Origin of the sequence: Allomuricauda sp. NFXS6 (assembly GCF_040148835.1) — a bacterium.
Taxonomy (GTDB): domain Bacteria; phylum Bacteroidota; class Bacteroidia; order Flavobacteriales; family Flavobacteriaceae; genus Flagellimonas.
Window position 1 is genome coordinate 297,313 of record NZ_JAGEMG010000004.1, and the last position, 20,322, is coordinate 317,634.

Here is a 20,322-nt window from a genome sequence, read left to right on the forward strand (position 1 = left end):
AAAACTTTAGGATTTGCCAAAAATTGGAAACATAGAACTCCCTGATTTTCCGCTTCTTTTAGCTCCAATGGAAGATGTGAGCGACCCTCCTTTCCGTAAATTGTGCAAGGAGGAGGGCGCCGATGTGGTGTATACCGAGTTTATTTCTTCCGAAGGATTGATCAGGGATGCCGCCAAAAGTGTCATCAAACTGGACATTTACGAAAAAGAGCGTCCCGTAGGTATCCAGATTTTTGGTGCCGAATTGGACTCTATGCTTCAGGCAGTGGACATCGTTGAAAAATCCAACCCGGACATCATCGATATCAATTTTGGCTGTCCCGTAAAAAAGGTGGTCTGTAAAAACGCTGGAGCAGGTATTTTGCGAGATATTCCTTTGATGGTAAAGCTTACCGAAGAAATCGTTAAACGCACCAAATTGCCCGTTACCGTTAAAACGCGTTTGGGCTGGGACAACAATTCCATTAAGATAGTTGAGGTGGCCGAGCGATTACAGGATGTTGGGATTGAAGCCATTTCTATTCACGGACGTACCCGTGTGCAGATGTACAAAGGCGAGGCCGATTGGAAACCCATTGCAGAGGTGAAGAACAACCAGCGGATGCATATTCCTGTGTTCGGAAACGGTGATGTGGACACGCCCGAAGCTGCCGTAAAAATGCGTGACGAATACGGATTGGATGGAGCCATGATCGGTAGGGCAAGTATTGGTTACCCTTGGTTTTTTAAAGAGGTGAAACACTACTTTAAAACAGGGGAACATTTGGCGCCACCAACAATGCAAGAACGAGTGGAGGCCGCCCGTAGGCATTTGCAAATGGCCATTGATTGGAAAGGTGAAAAATTGGGTGTTTTTGAAACCCGAAGGCATTACACCAACTATTTTAAAGGCATTCCACACTTTAAGGAATACCGAATGAAAATGGTGACGAGCGATGATGCTGCGGATGTTTTTGCCGCTTTTGATGAGGTACAGGAGAAATTCGGCGATTTCCAGTTCGCTTAAGCAGAAATCAATTTTTCGTTGATTCGGCTGCTCGCGATTTTTGAAGAAATAAAGCCCAAAACAACAATGGTCCCTATTACGATAAGCAAGTTTATCACATTAAACTCCACGGGGTAGGCCAATGATGGTGTAATTTTTAACCACCCAAACGCCAATTGGGAACCAATTAATAAAGAACCTATCAACACGCCGATCAATCCACCAAAAGAGGTGACCAATAAGCCTTGAATAAAATAGATGCGACGCAGTTCTTTAATGGTTGTTCCAAGGCTGAACAGCGTTTTGGAATTCTTTTGTTTGTCCAAAATCATCATAATAATCGCACCGACAACATTAAATAAGGCGATGATCAACACGAGGGTAAAAATCAGATAGGTCGCCAAATTTTCGGTGTTCAACATACGGTAGAGTGAAGTATTTTGTTCCCTACGCGTCAAAATTGAGGCTTTGTCGCCCAAAACCTCCGAAATGGAGTTCCGAACCACATCCGGAGAGGCGTTTTCGGTCAATTTAAAATTGATGCCGGAGACTTCGGTACTATCTTTCTGCAACAATTCTTGCACCAAAGGAAGTCGGGCAAAGACGTATTTTTTATCCAAACTTTCCTCAACAGCGTAAACACCGCTTACCACCAAAGCAAGGTCATCATAAGGTTTGGAATTAAAGCCTTGCTGCGAAAATGAACCCTCGCCAGGCTTGGGCACCAATACCTCCATCGCGGTCCTGTTGTTCATCGGCACGCCGAGCAGGTTATAGATACCAATTCCAATGACTCCGTTGTAGACATCGGAGCCCCAGTTTCCGAAAATCAAGGTACTGTCCACCCCTGTAACGGCACGGTAGTTTTCGTCCACCCCTTTAATGTAGGCAATGGTGCTTTTTTCTTTATAGGTAAGGTAGGCCCTTTCTTCCAGTTCCTTGGAATAGTTGGCCAGCCCTTCAATTTGACCAAGCTCAGATTCTTCATCCGGAGAGAAGGTAAAATGCTTCCCAATAGTGGGCGAAGCCTTCAAATCGGGGTCAAACGTATTGGAAAAAGAAAGGCTGAACGTCTTTAGACCGGCAAAAGCGGAAAGTACGATAAACAGGGCTGCGGAACCTATCACAATCACCAAAAAAGTAATGAAATTGATGATATTTACCGCGTTTTGGCTGCTTTTGGACCGTAAGTAACGTTTTGCGATATAAAGCGGAAAGTTCAAAATCAGGATTTCTTACGTTTGTCGAGCAGATCCCTATTCTCGATAGGGTTTTCTTCTCCTTTCAATGATTTTTCAATCCCTTCGATGTATTCCAAGGAATCATCCAGATAAAAATTAAGCTCCGGCACTCGCCTTAGTTGGTGTTTGGTACGTTGGGCCAATTCGTAGCGGATGGCCACTTGGTTCTCTTTGATGCCTTCCAAAAGTTCTTTGGCGCCTTTGTTCGGAAAAATGCTCACATACACCTTGGCCAAGGATAAATCTACGGTCACGGAAACCTTGGACACAGAGATCAAAGTTCCCTTTAGGCCACCATCGGTAGCGGCACGTTGTAAGATATCGGCCAGGTCTTGTTGAATGATTCCTGCTATTTTTTTCTGTCTTTGTGTTTCCTCCATACTGCAAAAATAAGCGAATTAATGACTAACCTCACGTTATTAAACATTTACAGTCCTTAATTTTGGGAAAAGGCGAATATTTTAATGCTTATTATAGCTACTATGGATAAAATTGAACACATCGGTATTGCGGTAAAAGATTTGGAGGCGTCCAATGCTTTGTTTGAAAAGCTGTTGGGCGTGCTGCACTATAAAGTTGAGGAAGTGGCCTCGGAAGGGGTAAAGACCTCTTTCTTTAAATCGGGCCCCAATAAAATTGAATTGCTGGAGGCGACCAAGTCCGATAGCCCTATTGCCAAATTTCTCGAAAAAAAGGGCGAGGGCATCCATCATATCGCTTTTGCGGTAGAGGACATTGTTTCGGAAATTGAACGATTGAAAGGCGAAGGCTTTGTAGTTTTGAACGAAACACCCAAAAAAGGAGCGGACAACAAACTGGTGGCATTTTTGCATCCAAAGGGCACCAATGGTGTATTGGTAGAGCTTTGCCAAGAAATAAAAGAAGAGTAGAGCCGTTAAAACCTTGCGCTGAAGAAAAATAAACACTAATATTGCATCCGCAAAATGCGGGTCCTATAGCTCAGCTGGTTAGAGCACCTGACTCATAATCAGGGGGTCCCTGGTTCGAGCCCAGGTGGGACCACCTCAACAAAGATAAACCTTTCAAGCAATTGGGAGGTTTTTCTTTTTTATGTGGGTACAACATAGGTACAACATTTCAAAAACATTCAATTTATTCCTCTTAAACAGTTATTATTTGTTAAGTACTTGATAACTATAAAAACGGATTGTTTTTTAGCTTAAAGGAGGCATTTAAATTATTTTACAATCGATTCACCATAAAAATCTGTGAAAGATTTTCTCCAAGCTTGAGGGAATGGGTGTTTTTTCAATTCTTTTATATTGTAGGCCATTAGCAAAGATTTCGATATGGCCACAATTCGCTCATGCTTTTTACTGTAGATTTTTCCTTCACAAAGCACCCTATCATCTAATACTTCGATAATATCCAAGTTAATGATAATATTATCTGGGAAGGTGACAGGAAAGACATACTTACAATCTTGCCAAGCTAGAATTGGCACTATTTCCTCGAACTCAAAACGACCTTTTTTCATTTTTTGAAACATCTCGATACGGGCTGATTCTATCCACCGTAAATAAATTGTATTGTTCACGTGCTTCGCTGCGTCCATATCTCCCCACTGAACTGGAAGTTCAAGAGCCACATATGCTTTGGAATTATTATCTTTCATATAATCGTTTTTTTGAACTTTTGCATATTAATAGTTAATGAAAAACTAGCAACCAAGGCACTATGAGAAATCAAAACTCAATCTTTAGGATTTAAAAATTTTGGTGATAGCCCTATACCAAATCCCCACCACCTTCTACCATTATAATCCCAGTTTCGACCATTACTTGTTGTGGCTTGATCCCAACCAAATGGGATAAATGAAAAACCAATATCGTTAATCCCTATATTGATGGCAATACCTCCAGAGATAAAAAGCTCTTTACTGGTTGTCGCTTCTAGCCCCGGATCATCTTGTAGGTTATCAATTTCTTCTACAGCTGGAGAGATGAATGTACCGAGAGCAATACGTAATCTTAAATTTTTCCCGCTATGATAATAATACTGCCTGTTATAACTGAAAAAATCAAAATTTAAAACAAGATTTTTTAATCCCGAAGTTGTAATTCTTTCAAGCTCATCATTTCCAGGCCTTATTTTAAATGGAATTGTTGTCAATGAAATGGAACTGAAAAATTTGGACGGTGATTTCCAATCGCTGATTATAAACACGTTGTTTTTGGTTCTGTTTAGCTTAATAAGATAAAAGTCGGCTCCCATTTTATTAAATTCTTTGGTGAAAGATGAATCATATGGGGCATTATTTTCTGGGGCAAAACCATAGAGCAATAATTGCTGCTTTGTGTTATCAACCTTTGTTACTTTGCCCAGAAAAGGCTTTGACTCATCTTGATCTTGGAAATATAGACTTTGATCCATCGTAATGACCCTCTCTTTTTTATCAGTATTGATAGGGTTTTTCTGCGCATTTAGAAATGAAATGGCACAAACAAACAAAAAACAAGAAAATTTGAAATTCATAATATTGAGCAGATTAATTAAGTTGTTTTATTAGGATTTTATAGTAAACTTCCAACTACATCTTATCTCTTTTCTAAAGCATTCAAAAGCGAAATTATTTTGTCTTTATCGCTTATTTGGACAACTAGATTGTCGGATTGTGTTTTATAATTATTTCCATGACGGAATCTTTTAAGTCTTCTGGACAACTATCGGAAGGGTGTACTAAATATGTGCCTGCATTGTTCATTTGCCACATTACAAGGTTTTCTGGCAGTAACTCTCCCTTTAACTCTATTCCTTTTTCTTCGATAAAGGATTTTACTTCATTTTGAACCTTTTTAAAAAGCTGGTCAAACTCATCATTCCTAAATGAAAAACTCATGCTAATCTTTTATTTCAATTACGTTTTATTCTTTTGCGGTAATGCACCATAACTAATATAAGTTTGATTAAATAGATTCTTCCTCAACCTCAACTAACTCTGCTAATTTCAATACAACTTTGTGCATTGATTCTTCATTCGTATCAAGCCCGCTCCTTGATCCGAGTAAAGGGCTTACTTCACGTAGTTTTTCAAATGTTGTGTTGTGCACAACCGGAACAAGTAAATCACGTGCCAAAAGAGCAGAAAGTTCTTTTTCAGCAATCCCTTCATTTCTAACTCGCCCAATAAAAGAGGGCGTTACCAAAACTATTCCAACTCTTGAGTTCGCTAATCCTTTGTCAATCTCTCGAAGTAATGATGAGCCTAATAAAACATCCTTTTCACTAAACCAAACTGATACTCCATTATCCTCAATTAAATCATGTAATTCCTTTGCAGCTTCTTTTCGATCATCCCAAGCGTGGCACAAAAAAACATCACGAAGGTCAGGAATAGTCGCACGTTTTTCAATATTCTCTCGAACTGGTGTCAAAGTCCGAATTTCCGCTGTGGTATAATAGACGGCCGATGAAGGATTGGACCATCTTGGTTTTCTACTTCTTGAGCTTCCTCCACTTCCATAACTACTATTATATGAAGAGTAAGGTGAAGTGTAAGACGAGTATGAACTATATCCTCCATAGCGACTTCCGCACGCAGGACAAGCAGCTCTTGCGCTTGCTGTTCTATGCCCTCTTACTGGTGCTGTACATCTTGCCATATTTATTTGATTTTATGTTCGTCATTCTTAATGTGTTTGGTTGTTGAAAATTAAATGCAACTTTTGTTTACAGAGATGTGTAATACATCAGTACACCCACAGTTTGGAATAAAATCGAAGTATCTGATCATCTTCCAATGGAATTGTTAAAATGAAAAGATTAATCTCCTTTCGTATGTTTGTGTGGCTTAAGAGATGGCGTGTTTCGCGGTGTGTTTTTGTTATCTCGTTGACGTCTATCTGGTTTTCCAGTTGACTTGGCAATCCTTTTAGGACCTGGTTTGATACCCATTATCTTTCTTTTTTATTTAAATAATTTTACTAATCATCAATAAATTTTAATGGGGAAACCTCTATAAATGTAGGAATTTTCTATTAATATTTGTTTTAGGTTTGGTTGAAACGAATAATTATTAGTTAACCGTTAATCAAGATTTACCTAATATTGTCAACCAAAACTTTGAAGTTCAATAAAAAGTTGAGATAGTTACATCAAGATTCCAAATAAGTCATTTTATCCCTATCTTGGAATATGGAAAAATTGGGCAATATTTTGGCCATTTGGATTCATAAGCAAAGAACGCTGTCCAAAAAAATGGAATCCAAGGCGAGACACCTTTCCCTTAACCAGCTTTCATTCCTGATTATGATTCTTTTTGGTATGTTTCCATAGTCTGTCTTAGAAACAACGACATCAATAGCATCAACCAATGGCTACAGATTTTGTGTCCCATAAGTTATATACAAAAAAGTTTGTGGCTCATATTTTTATATATTTGAGACACAAAATGATTTATAGCCCATTCATAAGACACAAAAATGAATCCATATCAACCAAAAGCACTACCCTTAAAAAACATTGACTGGGACCAACTCATCGATTTGATGGGTAAAGCCAATCGATATATTGCCCACTATGATGGTTTGCTGCAATCTGTTATAAATCCTGATGTACTTCTGTCTCCATTTCGTACGCAAGAGGCCGTGTTGTCATCAAAAATTGAAGGGACACAGGCCACTTTGGAAGAAGTTTTGGAGTATGAGGCAGATGAGCGCGCGGATGATTATATTAAAGGAGATATTTTTGAGGTTCTCAATTATCGAATTGCTTTGAAACAAGGGCGCGATAGTATGAAGGAACGTCCATTGACACTTAATACCATTAAGAAAATGCACGCTGTCCTAATGTGGGGAGTGCGTGGAGACAGTAAAGACCCAGGAAATTTTCGTAGAATACAGAACTTTATCGGATCGCCCGGCTCAACAATTGAAAATGCCCGTTTTGTGCCTCCTTCCGTTCCTGTGATGCTGGAGGCTTTGGATAATTGGGAAAAATACATTCACATTGAGGATAAGGACGTCCTGGTCCAATTGGCAATTGTTCATGCCCAATTTGAAATTATACACCCGTTTCTGGACGGAAATGGAAGGATGGGAAGGATTTTGATACCATTGTTCTTGTACCACAAAGAGATAATTCAAGAGCCTGTGTTCTATTTAAGTGACTATTTGGAAAGCCACCGTTCCGATTATTATGACGCCCTAAAAGAAATAACCGATAGCGGTCAATGGACCAATTGGATTCGGTTTTTTTTAAATGCAATTGTTGTCCAAGCAGAAAAAAACATAAAAAAGACAAGGGAAATCATCAATTTATATGAAACTGTAAAGCGTGAAATAGTTGATAGTACACATTCACAATTTGCAATACAATGTTTGGATTCCTTATTTATACAACCAATTTTTTCATCCCGAAATTTTGAAAAAAATTCAAACATCCCAAGGTCGAGTGTTGCCAGGTTATTGAGCACTTTGGTGGATAACGGAATTATTGCAATTGCTCAGAAAGGGGCAGGGAGAAAACCTACCACATATGCTTTTCGAAGGCTGTTAAAAATTGTAAACCAGTAAGCTTATGACCAGTCAAAATCCTTTTCAAAACAATTCCAGCACGCTTCAGAAATTGCTTCATTTTTAATCCCAAATGTTTATTGTTACAAAATGTAACAATAAAGAAAAATATCATATCTTAGTGCTATCATCCAAAGGGATAATTTGATTTTTTCAAAGACAATCGTAAACCAAGTAAGGTTTCAACGCTTTTTAAAATCAACCCACTGACATAAATATATAAAAAACAACTAAACAGAATCAGCATGAAAACAATAGTAAATAAACTAAGTAGGTTCCGCATTCAATTGATGCTTGTGGCCTTGACCTTGCCCTTGGCGGCCATCGGTCAAGAGGTGGGTTCTATGGAGCGGCTGGTGTCTCCCGAAGTTGCCGATGACAACATGGTAACTTTTAGAATCAAAGCACCAAAGGCGGAGAATGTGGTCTTGTCGGGCAATTGGATGCCCATGGTAGGTGAGGGAATGGGGATGAGCCGAAAGACCGTAGCACTGACCAAAGATGAAAACAGTGTTTGGTCCACCACGGTTGGCCCATTGGAACCAGAACTTTACGGGTACAGTTTTGTTGTAGACGGTGTCAACACCTTGGACACCGCCAATTTATTGGTTGCTCGCGACGGAGCATTTAGAATAGAAAGTGTGCTGTACATTCCTGGCGAAGCTTCCGAACTCTATTGGGCTAAAACAGGACCAAAAGGGACCGTTCACAAAATTTGGTATGAGTCCCCGACCTTGGACCTAACCCGTAGAATGTATGTATACACCCCACCGGGCTATGCCGATAGCAATGAAAACTATCCTGTTTTGTACCTATTGCACGGAGGGGGCGGAGACGAAGAGGCTTGGCCAACCTTGGGGGTTGCAAACCATATCTTGGACAATCTGATCAATTCAGGAAAGGCCAAACCCATGATGGTGGTGATGACCAACGGTAATCCAGGTCAAGCCGCCGCTTTAACGGTAAGCCCCAAACTGGAACCTTCAACACAACCCGCAGGCGGGATGGCAAATATGTTGTTCGAAAAGAGTTTGGTCAACGACGTGATTCCCTACATTGAATCACACTTTCGAGTGAAAGCCAACAAAGAGAATCGTGCTTTGACCGGCTTGAGCATGGGCGGCTTACAGACCATGAACACCTCTTTTGAAAACCCCGAGCTGTTCGATTATATAGGTGTGATGAGCATGGGCTTTGCCGATCTCAGTCGTTTTGGAATAGACGTTGACCATTCTAAAAGAGGTGAACAAATAGAAGCCTTAAAAGCTGCCGATCCTGAGCTTTATTGGATTGCTTGCGGCAAGGACGATTTCTTATACCAAAGTGTGGTTGATATGCGAAATGAGCTGGATAAGCACGATTTTGACTATACCTATCGCGAAAGTACAGGCGGACATACATGGTCCAACTGGAGAATCTATCTATCGGAATTCGCACCGATGTTGTTTAAATAATAAGGTAAAAGGTATCTTGTATTCCCACTAAATCAAAATATAGATCTTTTTACTTTTTAAACCCTTTCAAGTCTTGGATTTCGAAGGGTTTTTTGTAGATGGCTTCGTATAACAAACTTGTTCCAAGAATTCACTAATTTGCTAAAAAGAAGAAAAAATGCTCACCGCCGAACAAAAGCTCAAGGAGCGCATCAAGGAACTTACCTGTCTGTACGAGGTGACTTCACTGATTGTCAATTGTGATTACGACGATATGGAAACTGCATTGCTCGGCATTGTGCAATGTTTAGAGCGCGCTTGGCAGTTTAATGAGGATACTTACGTGCTCTTATCTAACTCTGATTATTTTATAAAGACCGAAGAGAAAGGGGAAGACTACGTGTTTTTGGAATCGGTCATTACCGTGTTCAACAAACCAAAAGGTGAGATAAAAGTTGGGTATCCGTCCCCCAAATACCAACTCAAGGATTTTTTAGAGGAAGAACAGCAATTGTTGGACAATGTGTGCCTAAAGGTGGGCAACTTGTTGGAGCGCAAGGAAATAAAAGAAAAGGAAGAGCACATCCGCAGGCAGGTGGAGCAATCCGATAGGCTCCGAATCTTGGGAGAAATCACAGCGGGTATCGCCCACGAGCTCAACACACCTCTTGCCAACATCCTGGGGTTTACCGAGCTCTTAAAAGAACACCTTAGTAATGACCCACAAGCTCTCAAGGACTTGGACAAAATCATCACCAATACCATTTTTTCAAGGGAAGTGGTCAAAAAACTGATGTTCTTTGCCTGCGAAATGCCCGAAACACGGGAAGTGATCAATGTAGTTGAGGTGATAGAGGAGGCCATCAATATGCTGCGGACTACCTTGCGCCAGAATGATGTGTCTTGTGACTTTGAACATTCCGAAGACACCATCGAACTTCGTATTGATAAAATCCAGCTGACCCAAGTGGTCTTCAACCTGATTGTAAACGCCATCTATTTTGCACCGCCAAAAAGTACGATTTCAGTCTCACTGGCGATTGAAAAGGAAAATATGATCCTAAAAATTGCCGACCAAGGCCCTGGCATTCCCGAAGAATCCATAGCGCATATTTTTGACCCGTTTTTTACGACCAAACCCATTGGTGAGGGATCGGGATTGGGACTTAGTGTGGTACACGGGATAGTTCAGAGCCATCAAGGAAGCATTGCGGTTAGGCCAAATACCCCATCAGGCACTATCTTTACATTGAAATTCCCAAAAAAGTAAGCATTTTGTTGAAAAAGGAAAACATATTGCTGGTCGATGACGATATCGACATTCTTGAGCTGCTGCAACGGCATTTGAAGTCGATGGATTACCATACTTACAAAGCTGTATCGGTCAAAGAGGCGCTATACATTTTAAAGGATACGGAGATAGATTTGTTGGTAACGGATATCAATATGCCGGAAATAGATGGGCTGGAACTGGTAAAATATGTGGCCGAGCACTACCCCAATATGCCCAAGTTGGTAGTTACGGGCTTTCCATCGGTGGAAGATGCGTCCAACGTAATCAAACACGGGGCAACAGACTATTTGACCAAACCTTTTACCAAAATAGAGCTGGATTTGGCCGTTAAAAAAGCTTTGGCCAGTAAGGAAGCGAAAGATGTTTTTAACGCGCCACCGATAAAATCAGTGGCCAATAATGGATATGCCGATATGATCGGAAACTCCGAAGCATTCCAAAAGGTTACGGAGATAATAGCTCGGGTAAAGGACAATCGCGCCACGGTTTTGGTCCGCGGCGAAAGTGGAACGGGAAAAGAACTGGTAGCAAGGTCTATCCATTATTCGGGCAAGTTTTCTCGAGCGCCCTTTATCGCAGTGAACTGTGGGGCCATCCCCGAGAATCTGTTGGAAGCAGAGCTTTTCGGCTACACAAAAGGTGCGTTTACGGGCGCCAACGAAAATCGCAACGGATTTTTTCAGGCAGCAGATAAGGGAACCATTTTTTTGGATGAAATAGGAAACGCCCCATTGCCCGTTCAAAATAGGCTACTGCGAGTGCTTCAGGAGAAAGAAGTGACCAAGATAGGGTCGCAAAAGGCTGAAAAATTGGAGGTGCGGGTTATTGCCGCTACCAACAGTGATTTGGAAGAACTGATTCAAAAGAAAACTTTTAGGGAAGATCTTTTTTACCGCCTTTCTGTAGTTGCTATTGATGTGCCACCACTCAGGGAACGCTCCTCCGACATCCCTTTATTGGTTGAAAAGTTTATGCAGAAGTATGGTGTTGAGTACAAAGACCGCTTTGTTCGTATTACTGATGATGCCCTTGATATTCTGGAACGATATTCTTGGCCCGGCAATATCCGGGAGCTGGAAAATGTGGTGCAGCGCGCGGTAATTATGTGTGATGGTACCATTAAGCTGGAACACCTTCCTGAGGAATTAAAATATAAAATCGATTTTCCCACAAAAGGATTTAAAACACTTCTGGAAAAAGAAAAGGAATACATTCAAGAAGTGCTCATCTCCACCCAAGGAAACAAAACCAAAGCGGCTGAAATTTTAGGCATCAACCGTAAAACACTTCGGGAAAAACTGAAATAACCACTGGGGTATTTAACCCCATATGGGTAAAAATTACCCAATCCCACTCTTCTTTTTACAAGTTAATAATCTAATTAATAAACTGAAAAACAGATATTTAAGTATTCTACTAAACGTAAACCTTTACTGTTGGCACAGGCTTTGCCTTTATATGGTAAAAATGCTGGGATGCTGTTTTAGTGTCTCGATTTTGATAAGAACTGGAAATGAAATACGGAAGCCTTATCATCGAAAAAAAGGATTATCTAACGCTGAAACGCATATTGAACTTTCATAGGTATTATGAGGATTATGCGCACAAAGATGCCTTGGAACAATTGGGCGATAGAATTGATAAGGCTTTGGTGCAGGATGAAACGGACATACCGGACGATGTAGTTCGGTTAAACTCCAAGGTAACGGTGGAATTTATGCACGGAGCACGTCAAACGCTCCAATTGGTTCCATCTACCCGTAGGGATCTTAAAGAGAATATGATTTCTGTGGTGAGTACTCTTGGAGCCAATTTGGTCGGGCTCGCAGTGAGCGATAAAATTCAACTGGGTTTTCCATCGGATATAAAATCCTTTAGGATCATCGGTGTTGAACAGTCTCACCAAGTATCATCCAGTTTTGATTTATAAAAATTAATTGTAAACCTTAAATATTAAATAGTTATGAGAAATATAGTTTTAGCAATTTTGTTCGTGGTAGCTGCCACAAATGTCAACGCACAAAATGTAAATCCCCAAGAAGTAAAAGTTGGTGATGTAATGGAAATCGGTAAGCCCGATACACCAAAGTTCAAGCACATCAATTTTCCAAGAGCCAACTTCATCATTAAAAAAGGGGGAATTGCCAATTACAAAACAGTGGTTGGAAATAAAGTAGTGGTAACGGACATCAAAGAGAAAAGAGACGGTACCGTGGTAGTAAAAATCAAGAAGACCGACGGTAAAAGATTTTTTAACAGCCACCCTGTTGTTAAGGCAGATTTGAAAGATGCACTTGAGTCTGGCGAGTTAAGTGTACTGTAGTTGATTGATGGTGATTTTCCGCTCAGCTTAAAGCATTAGATTTGCTCTAATAGAATGGTTAGCTAATAGCTGGGCGGATTTGTTTCCATGAAATTTTTTTAATATTATTCGCTTACAAATTAATTCGTGTAAACCCTAAAAGGATGCCAAAACGAAGAACAATAAAACAACGTATTCACACAGGTTTTGTGCTTGCCGCAGCATTTTTATTGGTTCTCGCATCCAATCGGTTGAACAACCGAAACTTTTCTACAGTAGAGCATGGGGTAGACTCGGTTTTTGAAGATCGCTTGGTGGTCCAGGAATATATATACACGCTGAACAACCTGTTTCATAAAAAAGAATTATACTTGTCCAGCAATACACGGAATCACAAAGCAATTCCACAATACCCCGAGATAAATAACATTCTAGCGGATTTTGAAAAGACCGATTTGACTCGAGAGGAATCCCTATTTCTGACAAGTTTAAAGGAAAATTATGCTGAACTTAAAACGTTGGAAGCCAGCTATACGAACGATGGAGCATCCAAAGAAAAGATTGTTTCCGTTTTAGGCAGCATCAGTGGAAATTTGGACGAACTCGCTGAGGTACAGCTTTCCGAAGGAAGACTGTTGACCCAGCGTTCCAAGAGGTCCTTGGGGATGAATCAGCTCTTATCAACCATTGAAATTGTATTCTTGATTATTATAGGGATTCTTTTCATTGTCATCGTTTTCCACCGGGACAAATCAAATATGGAACTTGTAGAAGACGGTTCCTAATCTACTCCCAAGATGGAGTGTTCCTTTCCATTAAAAATAAAACATGCTCCCTTTTCTTTTCCCAACAGTAAACGGGCAATCGGAGCATTGGCCGAAATACAGTAGACCTCACGATTATTATGTTTGAAAGCTCCTGCGGAGATGGCTATAAAATAATCGGCCATACTCGTTTTTACCAAAGAGCCTAACCGTATTTTGTTTGATGGGGAATCAATATTGATTTTATTCAGGATGCTTCGGGTGGCATCCAGTTCCTGTACTTGTTGGCCTAGTTTTTCCTGTTCCAATTGCACCATCGCCCTACCTGTTTCGTGCTTGTCGCCTGCCGAACTTTTGGTTTCGGAACCCAAAGATTCTTGGAGTTCATCGCTATGTTTTTTGAGACGGTCGGTTCTTTCGTTTACATGCTTCCAGCAAAATTCCAAAAGTGCTTTTTTCATAATTTGATTACGCAAATGTAAGTCGGAAAACAGTTTCTGAATGCGGCACCGAACGCACTTGTATGCCTCCGCCATGCAGCTGCATTACTCGTTTGGAAAGACTGAGGCCAATACCCGTACCCTCACTTTTTGTAGTGAAAAAGGGCACAAATATTTCGTCCATCAGCTCTGGCGGAATTCCTGGGCCGTTGTCCTTAATATCAATATATTTAGAACCGTTTTCATCGATTCCCGCAACTATTTGCACGCTTCCACCCTTGGTGGACTCCACGGATTGCAGGCCATTTTTAGCTAGGTTGATCAATATTTGGGAAATTTGCTTTTCATCAATATAAAGCTCTAAATCCTTTGGTTCACATATTGTCTTAAATTCGCTTTCGCCCTCAATAAGCCTTGCGGACATCAACACATTGATCTTTTCCAAAAGATCTTTGCCCTTCACAAGGGTTTTGTTCGGGTCCGGTACGTGCAATAGGCTTCGGTACGACTGTACAAAATCCATAAGGTCACCCCCCTGATCTTTTATGACCTCCAACCCTTTCAAGGTATTTTTTATCTGGCTTTCCTCCAACTCTTCCAGTGGTACAATCTTGTCTCCTTTACGGTAATATTTAATGATGGAATCCGATATGGAGGCAATCGGGGTAATGGTATTCATGATTTCGTGGGTAAGTACCCGGATAAGGCGCACCCAAGACTCTGTTTCTTTTTCATCCAGTTCCTTATGAATATCTTGAACTACGACCAATAGTAACGATTGTCCATCCAATCTTAAAGGAGTACATTTTAAAGCCAACTGGGTTTGCTCTCTTTCGTTGGACAGTTGGAACAGTTTTCGTTGAAAGGGCTGAAAATCCTTGAAAATTTGGTACAGCTTTTCGTCCACTTGCTTTAGCTGCTTAATATGGTTCAAAGGTGTGTAATCCAATAAATGCTCCAAGGTTGGGTTGGCAAAAAGAATGTGTCCTTTATCGTTAAAGGTCATAATCCCTATACTGGCCTGTTTTAAAATTTCTTGGTAATACTGTTCCCTGAACTGAAGCTGCAAATGTACCTCCTGTATAAGCCCATTAACTCGGTTTAAGCTTTTGTTAAGCTCTTTAAAAGAATCAATTGTTACTCCTTCGGGAAAACGTAGGGTGAAATCCTCATTTTTGATGGCATCGAAGAAATAGGCAATTTTTCGATTGGTACGATTTATAAAAGTAATCAACGTAAATACTTGGCCTATTAAAATTAGCACGCAAAGCCCCATGGCAAAATACCATTTGTATGATAAAGAAAAGGCCATGGCAATGGCGGTAAGGGTAAGGAAAATTACCCTAAAAATTAACTGAATGTAAAAGTTTCTACTGGCCATCAGTGATTCTTTTTCTTCAACTTGTTGTACAGCGTTTGCCGAGAAATGCCCAATTGTTCCGCAGCGGCAGAATAGTTTCCCTCATTTTGTTCCAAGGCCCTGTAAATCATCTGCTGCTCCATTTCGTTCAGGGTTATGGGCTCATTATCAAGGGACTGCATGGGCTTGGCATGCAATAGAAAATCTGATGGCTTTAAAACAGTGCCATCAGACAGGATTACAGCCCGCTCCATAGTGTGCTGCAATTCCCGAATATTACCTGGCCAAGGGTACTCCATAAGCTTTTCTTGCGCCAATTGATTGATTCGTAACCCGCTCTTGTCATATTTGTGGGCGAACTTTTTCAGGAAAAAATCGGCAAGCACCAAAATATCCTCATCGCGTTCCCGCAATGGCGGTACTTCAATATGTATGGTGTTGATACGGTATAGCAAATCTTCCCGGAACAAACCATCCGCTACCATTTGCTCCAAATTACAGTTTGTGGCGCAGATCAGTCGAATATCTACGTCGATGGATTTATTGGAACCGACCCTCACAACGGATTTGTTTTGGATGGAAGACAATAGTTTGGCCTGCATCTGAAGCGACAGGTTTCCGATTTCATCCAGAAACAGGCTGCCTTGGTGTGCAGCTTCAAACTTACCTGCCCTATCTTCTTTGGCATCGGTAAAGGATCCTTTTGTATGACCAAAAAGCTCACTTTCAAACAAATTTTCGGCTATGGATCCCATATCCACTGGAATAAAAACCTCTTCTTTTCGTGTTGACAGCCGATGGAGCTCCCGTGCAATCAACTCTTTTCCAGTACCATTTTCACCTGTGATGAGCACATTAACATCGGTTTTGGCCACTTTGGCCACGAGATTCAGTACCGAGGTCAATGCTTTGGATTGACCAATGATATAGTTTCGACCCTCGTTGATGACCTGCTTTAGGTTGTTCTCTTTTTTCTTGAGGTTGTGTATTTCCTGTTTGGATTTTCGCAGCTCGTAGGCCGATTTCACAGTGGTCATCAAACGTTCGTTGTTCCAAGGTTTCAGCACAAAATCGGAGGCTCCTTGTTTAAGTGCCCTAACGGCAAGGTCTACAGCACCATAGGCCGTCATCATAATCACGGAAGTATTCGGCGACCTTTTTTTGATTTCATTGAGCCAATACAATCCCTCGTTACCTGTGTTTACTCCAGCAGAAAAGTTCATGTCCAAGAGTACGATATCAATATCTTCTAGTTTGGGAAAAGAGGAAATCTGGTTGGGATTAAAAATAGTTTGTACGCTTTTGTACTCAAACTGCAATAGAATTTCCAAAGCGCTCAATACGCTTTTATTATCGTCAACCACTAAAATATTGGCATCAACCATAGGGCTTTTAGATTCAATTGGATAGCTAAAACTAGTAATTGCTTCGATATGTTTTGTTAGACTGTAAAATATTTGGACATTTTTTGTACAAAATTTTTACACCCAGCCACCAGTCGTTATATTTTTTTTCGCATAACCATCTGATAATCAGTATAATTTTATTTTGGCATAAGAATGGACATTGATTTGGCACAGGATAAAATTATGAGTCTGAAAAAACATATTACAACTTTACTATTATTTGCTTCGTTCATTGGAATGTCGCAAGAGGTTTGGACATTGGATGAATGTGTGGATTACGCCATTGAGCACAACCTTCAGGTGAAGAGTACTAGGTATAACAATGAATCTAGCAAGGAATCTTATAGGCAATCGGTCAGAGACTTATTGCCATCCGTAAATGGATCCACCGATTACAGTATTAGATACGGTAGATCTGCAGATCCACAGACCAACGATTTTGTGAATACGGAGTTCTTCAGTAACAATTATTCCCTTAATGCCAATCTGGACTTGTTTCGTGGATTTCAAAAATTGAACACCATCAGAGCATCCAAGTTTATTTACAAGGCAACTCAAGAAGATATTTTACAGCAAAAGTTTTTACTGGCCTTTAGGGTAATGAGCGCTTTTTATGACATCAAATTTTATGAAGGGTTAGTAGCCAATACCTTGGAACAGTTGGAGCTTTCCCAAGGCAACTACGATTTGGTTGAAAAACAGGTAGAATTGGGACTTATGGCTGGAGCGGATTTGTACGAAGCAGAATCCAACCTTTTAGGAGATAAGTTGTTGTTGACTCAAAATAGAAATCAACTGGCCAATGCCAAACTGATTCTTTTGCAAGAAATGAATTTGACCAGTGTGTCAGACATTGAGATTCAGGAAACCTTGGAGCAAGCCTTGATAAATGAAGATGTTACCTTGGATTCCCTGTACCAAACCGCGAGGGGTTTTGTGCCTTTGGTTAAATCGCAAGAGTTTAGGGTTACCGCGGCCAAAAAACAATTGAACGCCACTAGGGGAGGCTTGTTTCCTTCCTTGTCTTTATTTGCGGGTTACGGAACCAGCTATTTTGAGACCAATGTGGATGAAAACGGAAATGTTATACCTTTTAAAACACAGTTCAACGATAACTCTTCCAAATTTTTTGGAGCCCAATTAAACATTCCGATCACCAATGGTTGGGCAAACCACTCTAGGGTAAAGCAACAGAAAATAGCATACATGCAAGCGAAGAACAACTTGGAAATTCAAGAGCAGGAACTTTTTCAGTTATTGCAACAATTGGTGCAAGATAATCGGGCCCTAATTGCAGAATACGAACAGAGCCAAAAACAAGTGGAGTCACAGCAAATCGCCTTCAACATAGCTCAAAAAAGATACGAGAAAGGACTGATCAATGCCTTGGAACTTTTTCAGGCAAAGAACCTTTACGGTGTTGCGCAGAACCAAAACCTACAAGTAGGTCTAAGGTTAAAAGTCAACCAAAGCACCATTGACTTTTATAACGGGCTACCAATTTTTAATATCAACTAAAGAATACCATGGATATACAATTAGAAAAAAAGAAAGGACTTAAACTCAAGCATTACGGCTATATCGCTTTGGGCATATTGCTCTTGTTTGTTGGCTATAAATTGATTTTTGCCAGTTCCATGTCCACTTTTAGAACAGAAAAGGAGCGTTTGTCCATTTCTGCGGTAACCGATGGCAAGTTTGATGACTACATAACCATTAACGGTAATGTTGCACCAATTGCTACCATTTATATGGATGCTTATGAAGGAGGACGTGTTTCCGAAAAATTGATAGAAGAAGGTTCCATGGTTGAAAAAGGGGACATCATCTTGAAATTGGAAAACATGGCCCTGTACGAGCAGATTTTGGCAAGCGAAAGTAACCTGGCGCTAAAGCAGAACGACCTACGATCTACCAAACTAACTTTTGATTCCAGACAGGTTGAAGGCAGAAAATCCTTGGCCACGGCACAATATGATGTACAACGGTTAAAACGGGCCTATGAGCAGAATCAGGAATTGTACGAAGAAGAATTGGTTTCGAAGGAAACGTTTTTAAAGGCCAAAGAGGACTATCAACTGGCCGAGAAGCAGTTGGAAATTGTTAAACTTCAGACCGAGCAGGATGATGAATTAAGGGAAACTTCCCTAAAAGGATTGGATACCGATTTAGAACGGATGCAGAAGACCCTGTCCATGGTTTACGAACGCTTGGATCATTTAAATGTGCGGGCCCCTGCTGATGGACAATTAGGGTTTTTGGATGCTGAAATCGGACAGAATATTTCACAGGGGCAACGAATAGGGCAAATAAACGTACTTACGGACTTTAAAATTGAAGCTGATATCGACGAGCATTACATTGATCGTGTAAAAAGAGATCTTTCCGCCACTTTGGAGCGTAATGGCAACGAATTCAAATTGCGCTTGCGCAAAGTATATCCCGAGGTAAGGAACGGCAGGTTCCGCGTGGACTTGGTTTTTTTGGATGAAAGACCGGAAACCATCCGAGCGGGTCAGAGTTACAACATACGCCTGCAATTGGGAGCGTCCAACGATGCTTTGTTGTTGCCCAAAGGAGGATTTTTCCAGAGTACGGGTGGCCAGTGGGTATTTGTAGTAAGCCCCGATGGCAACGAAGCCATTAAGCGTAATGTGCGATTGGGAAAACAAAATTCTAGATATTACGAGGTCCTCGAAGGACTTCAACCAGGAGAACAGGTCATTACCAGCAACTACGATAGTTTCGGTGATGCAGAACGGATTGTGCTGAAATAATTCGTAGAAATGTAACATCAATCAAAAAAGTGTAGTCTTTAAATAAAACATAAAACAACCATCAAAAAAATGATACAGATAACAGACCTTAAAAAAAGTTTCCGAACAGAAGAGGTAGAGACCTTGGCGTTGAACGGGGTAAATTTAAAAGTAGAAGAAGGCGAATTTGTGGCCATCATGGGGCCTTCCGGGTGCGGAAAATCCACTTTGCTTAATATCATCGGCATGCTGGACAATCCTACTGAGGGCAGCTACAATTTTGCAGGGCACGAAGTAGGTGGATTAAAAGAAAGCCAGCGAACCCAGTTAAGGAAAGGTAACCTGGGCTTTGTTTTTCAGAGCTTTAACCTAATTGATGAGCTTACCGTTTTTGAAAATGTGGAACTTCCCTTGATCTACCTAAAAATGAACAAGGCCGAAAGAAAGGAAAAAGTTATGAAAGTATTGGAGCGCATGAAGATTGCACATAGGGAAAAACACTTTCCGCAACAGCTTTCCGGAGGTCAGCAGCAAAGGGTAGCCATAGCGCGGGCCGTGGTCACCAATCCAAAACTGATCTTGGCGGATGAGCCAACTGGTAACTTGGATTCCAAAAACGGTATCGAGGTAATGAACCTGTTGACAGAGCTAAACCAAGAGGGAACTACCATTGTTATGGTAACGCACTCTGATCGCGATTCGCATTACGCACATAGGGTCATCAACCTATTCGACGGTCAAATTGTAACCGAAAGTCAAAACAAGCCCATGAAAAGTATGGTGTAGGAGTTTATTCATCAATCAAAA

Annotated in this window: 21 protein-coding genes and 1 tRNA gene; 13 read left to right on the top strand and 9 right to left on the bottom strand. The window is 40.7% G+C overall.

Going from position 1 to position 20,322, the window contains the following annotated elements; genetic code table 11:
* Positions 1 to 13 precede the first annotated feature (13 nt).
* Positions 14 to 1,006: a tRNA dihydrouridine synthase DusB gene (gene dusB, locus J4E06_RS08485; protein ID WP_349523596.1), complete on the top strand. Its 993-nt coding sequence runs from the start codon at positions 14 to 16 to the stop codon at positions 1,004 to 1,006.
* Here dusB and J4E06_RS08490 read toward each other — a convergent pair.
* Complete coding sequence (locus J4E06_RS08490) at positions 1,003 to 2,208, bottom strand: ABC transporter permease (RefSeq protein ID WP_349523597.1); 1,206 nt, start codon at positions 2,206 to 2,208, stop codon at positions 1,003 to 1,005. The two genes, dusB and J4E06_RS08490, sit on opposite strands and share 4 nt — an antisense overlap.
* A gap of 2 nt (positions 2,209 to 2,210) precedes the next feature.
* On the bottom strand, positions 2,211 to 2,606 hold the full coding sequence (rbfA, locus tag J4E06_RS08495; protein WP_349523598.1) for a 30S ribosome-binding factor RbfA: 396 nt from the start codon (positions 2,604 to 2,606) through the stop codon (positions 2,211 to 2,213).
* Positions 2,607 to 2,708: 102 nt separating this feature from the next.
* Between rbfA and mce the strand changes: the two genes are divergently transcribed.
* Both mce and J4E06_RS08505 read left to right on the top strand, forming a co-directional pair.
* Complete coding sequence (gene mce, locus J4E06_RS08500; RefSeq protein WP_349523599.1) at positions 2,709 to 3,116, top strand: methylmalonyl-CoA epimerase; 408 nt, start codon at positions 2,709 to 2,711, stop codon at positions 3,114 to 3,116.
* A gap of 59 nt (positions 3,117 to 3,175) precedes the next feature.
* Positions 3,176 to 3,249, top strand: a tRNA-Ile gene (locus tag J4E06_RS08505).
* Between the two features lie 175 nt (positions 3,250 to 3,424).
* On the opposite strand, the gene J4E06_RS08510 is transcribed toward J4E06_RS08505, so the two are convergent.
* The 4 genes from J4E06_RS08510 to J4E06_RS08525 all read right to left on the bottom strand — a co-directional run bounded on the left by J4E06_RS08510 (position 3,425) and on the right by J4E06_RS08525 (position 5,849).
* Positions 3,425 to 3,862 (bottom strand): acyl-CoA thioesterase, encoded by a 438-nt coding sequence (locus tag J4E06_RS08510; protein WP_349523600.1) that lies wholly within the window; start codon positions 3,860 to 3,862, stop codon positions 3,425 to 3,427.
* A gap of 77 nt (positions 3,863 to 3,939) precedes the next feature.
* The gene (locus J4E06_RS08515; RefSeq protein ID WP_349523601.1) at positions 3,940 to 4,722 is read right to left on the bottom strand and encodes a hypothetical protein; all 783 of its coding nucleotides are present in this window, start codon (positions 4,720 to 4,722) and stop codon (positions 3,940 to 3,942) included.
* A gap of 124 nt (positions 4,723 to 4,846) precedes the next feature.
* On the bottom strand, positions 4,847 to 5,086 hold the full coding sequence (locus tag J4E06_RS08520) for a hypothetical protein (RefSeq protein ID WP_349523602.1): 240 nt from the start codon (positions 5,084 to 5,086) through the stop codon (positions 4,847 to 4,849).
* Between the two features lie 67 nt (positions 5,087 to 5,153).
* Entirely contained in the window at positions 5,154 to 5,849 is a 696-nt protein-coding gene (locus J4E06_RS08525; RefSeq protein WP_349523603.1) for a toll/interleukin-1 receptor domain-containing protein, read from the bottom strand.
* Positions 5,850 to 6,668: 819 nt separating this feature from the next.
* Here J4E06_RS08525 and J4E06_RS08530 point away from each other — a divergent pair.
* The 7 genes from J4E06_RS08530 (at position 6,669) to J4E06_RS08560 (ending at position 13,574) form a co-directional block, all read left to right on the top strand.
* Positions 6,669 to 7,760: a Fic family protein gene (locus tag J4E06_RS08530; protein WP_349523604.1), complete on the top strand. Its 1,092-nt coding sequence runs from the start codon at positions 6,669 to 6,671 to the stop codon at positions 7,758 to 7,760.
* 245 nt (positions 7,761 to 8,005) lie between these two features.
* Positions 8,006 to 9,214 (top strand): esterase, encoded by a 1,209-nt coding sequence (locus J4E06_RS08535; protein ID WP_349523605.1) that lies wholly within the window; start codon positions 8,006 to 8,008, stop codon positions 9,212 to 9,214.
* Between the two features lie 157 nt (positions 9,215 to 9,371).
* Positions 9,372 to 10,463, top strand: coding sequence for a sensor histidine kinase (locus J4E06_RS08540; protein ID WP_349523606.1), 1,092 nt, complete (start codon positions 9,372 to 9,374; stop codon positions 10,461 to 10,463).
* Positions 10,464 to 10,465: 2 nt separating this feature from the next.
* Positions 10,466 to 11,794 (top strand): sigma-54-dependent transcriptional regulator, encoded by a 1,329-nt coding sequence (locus tag J4E06_RS08545; RefSeq protein WP_349523642.1) that lies wholly within the window; start codon positions 10,466 to 10,468, stop codon positions 11,792 to 11,794.
* Positions 11,795 to 12,000: 206 nt separating this feature from the next.
* Positions 12,001 to 12,417, top strand: coding sequence for a GreA/GreB family elongation factor (locus J4E06_RS08550; RefSeq protein ID WP_349523607.1), 417 nt, complete (start codon positions 12,001 to 12,003; stop codon positions 12,415 to 12,417).
* Positions 12,418 to 12,450: 33 nt separating this feature from the next.
* On the top strand, positions 12,451 to 12,810 hold the full coding sequence (locus J4E06_RS08555) for a hypothetical protein (RefSeq protein ID WP_349523608.1): 360 nt from the start codon (positions 12,451 to 12,453) through the stop codon (positions 12,808 to 12,810).
* 143 nt (positions 12,811 to 12,953) lie between these two features.
* On the top strand, positions 12,954 to 13,574 hold the full coding sequence (locus J4E06_RS08560) for an MCP four helix bundle domain-containing protein (RefSeq protein ID WP_349523609.1): 621 nt from the start codon (positions 12,954 to 12,956) through the stop codon (positions 13,572 to 13,574).
* Here J4E06_RS08560 and J4E06_RS08565 read toward each other — a convergent pair.
* The 3 genes from J4E06_RS08565 to J4E06_RS08575 are packed head-to-tail and all read right to left on the bottom strand — an operon-like array spanning position 13,571 to position 16,738.
* Entirely contained in the window at positions 13,571 to 14,014 is a 444-nt protein-coding gene (locus J4E06_RS08565) for a 3-oxoacyl-ACP synthase (protein ID WP_349523610.1), read from the bottom strand. The genes J4E06_RS08560 and J4E06_RS08565 overlap by 4 nt on opposite strands.
* 7 nt (positions 14,015 to 14,021) lie before the next feature.
* Positions 14,022 to 15,374 carry a sensor histidine kinase gene (locus tag J4E06_RS08570; protein ID WP_349523611.1) on the bottom strand — a complete coding sequence of 451 codons (1,353 nt, stop codon included), beginning with the start codon at positions 15,372 to 15,374 and terminating at the stop codon, positions 14,022 to 14,024.
* Positions 15,374 to 16,738, bottom strand: a complete 1,365-nt coding sequence (locus J4E06_RS08575; protein ID WP_349523612.1) for a sigma-54-dependent transcriptional regulator — start codon at positions 16,736 to 16,738, stop codon at positions 15,374 to 15,376. The genes J4E06_RS08570 and J4E06_RS08575 overlap by 1 nt, the downstream gene beginning before the upstream one ends.
* Before the next feature lie 204 nt (positions 16,739 to 16,942).
* Here J4E06_RS08575 and J4E06_RS08580 point away from each other — a divergent pair, with 204 nt between their 5' ends.
* The 3 genes from J4E06_RS08580 (at position 16,943) to J4E06_RS08590 (ending at position 20,301) form a co-directional block, all read left to right on the top strand.
* Positions 16,943 to 18,277: a TolC family protein gene (locus J4E06_RS08580; RefSeq protein WP_349523613.1), complete on the top strand. Its 1,335-nt coding sequence runs from the start codon at positions 16,943 to 16,945 to the stop codon at positions 18,275 to 18,277.
* A gap of 8 nt (positions 18,278 to 18,285) precedes the next feature.
* Complete coding sequence (locus tag J4E06_RS08585) at positions 18,286 to 19,536, top strand: efflux RND transporter periplasmic adaptor subunit (RefSeq protein ID WP_349523614.1); 1,251 nt, start codon at positions 18,286 to 18,288, stop codon at positions 19,534 to 19,536.
* A gap of 69 nt (positions 19,537 to 19,605) precedes the next feature.
* A complete protein-coding gene (locus J4E06_RS08590; RefSeq protein WP_288933964.1) occupies positions 19,606 to 20,301 on the top strand; it encodes an ABC transporter ATP-binding protein in 696 nt (231 codons plus the stop codon).
* The last annotated feature ends 21 nt before the right edge of the window (positions 20,302 to 20,322 follow it).

Coding starts and splice junctions, on each gene's coding strand:
- rbfA (WP_349523598.1), bottom strand. CDS start 2,606: ATGGAGGAAACACAAAGACAGAAAAAAATAGCAGGAATCATTCAACAA.
- mce (WP_349523599.1), top strand. CDS start 2,709: ATGGATAAAATTGAACACATCGGTATTGCGGTAAAAGATTTGGAGGCG.
- J4E06_RS08510 (WP_349523600.1), bottom strand. CDS start 3,862: ATGAAAGATAATAATTCCAAAGCATATGTGGCTCTTGAACTTCCAGTT.
- J4E06_RS08515 (WP_349523601.1), bottom strand. CDS start 4,722: ATGAATTTCAAATTTTCTTGTTTTTTGTTTGTTTGTGCCATTTCATTT.
- J4E06_RS08520 (WP_349523602.1), bottom strand. CDS start 5,086: ATGAGTTTTTCATTTAGGAATGATGAGTTTGACCAGCTTTTTAAAAAG.
- J4E06_RS08525 (WP_349523603.1), bottom strand. CDS start 5,849: ATGGCAAGATGTACAGCACCAGTAAGAGGGCATAGAACAGCAAGCGCA.
- J4E06_RS08530 (WP_349523604.1), top strand. CDS start 6,669: ATGAATCCATATCAACCAAAAGCACTACCCTTAAAAAACATTGACTGG.
- J4E06_RS08535 (WP_349523605.1), top strand. CDS start 8,006: ATGAAAACAATAGTAAATAAACTAAGTAGGTTCCGCATTCAATTGATG.
- J4E06_RS08540 (WP_349523606.1), top strand. CDS start 9,372: ATGCTCACCGCCGAACAAAAGCTCAAGGAGCGCATCAAGGAACTTACC.
- J4E06_RS08550 (WP_349523607.1), top strand. CDS start 12,001: ATGAAATACGGAAGCCTTATCATCGAAAAAAAGGATTATCTAACGCTG.
- J4E06_RS08555 (WP_349523608.1), top strand. CDS start 12,451: ATGAGAAATATAGTTTTAGCAATTTTGTTCGTGGTAGCTGCCACAAAT.
- J4E06_RS08560 (WP_349523609.1), top strand. CDS start 12,954: ATGCCAAAACGAAGAACAATAAAACAACGTATTCACACAGGTTTTGTG.
- J4E06_RS08565 (WP_349523610.1), bottom strand. CDS start 14,014: ATGAAAAAAGCACTTTTGGAATTTTGCTGGAAGCATGTAAACGAAAGA.
- J4E06_RS08570 (WP_349523611.1), bottom strand. CDS start 15,374: ATGGCCAGTAGAAACTTTTACATTCAGTTAATTTTTAGGGTAATTTTC.
- J4E06_RS08575 (WP_349523612.1), bottom strand. CDS start 16,738: ATGGTTGATGCCAATATTTTAGTGGTTGACGATAATAAAAGCGTATTG.
- J4E06_RS08580 (WP_349523613.1), top strand. CDS start 16,943: ATGAGTCTGAAAAAACATATTACAACTTTACTATTATTTGCTTCGTTC.
- J4E06_RS08585 (WP_349523614.1), top strand. CDS start 18,286: ATGGATATACAATTAGAAAAAAAGAAAGGACTTAAACTCAAGCATTAC.
- J4E06_RS08590 (WP_288933964.1), top strand. CDS start 19,606: ATGATACAGATAACAGACCTTAAAAAAAGTTTCCGAACAGAAGAGGTA.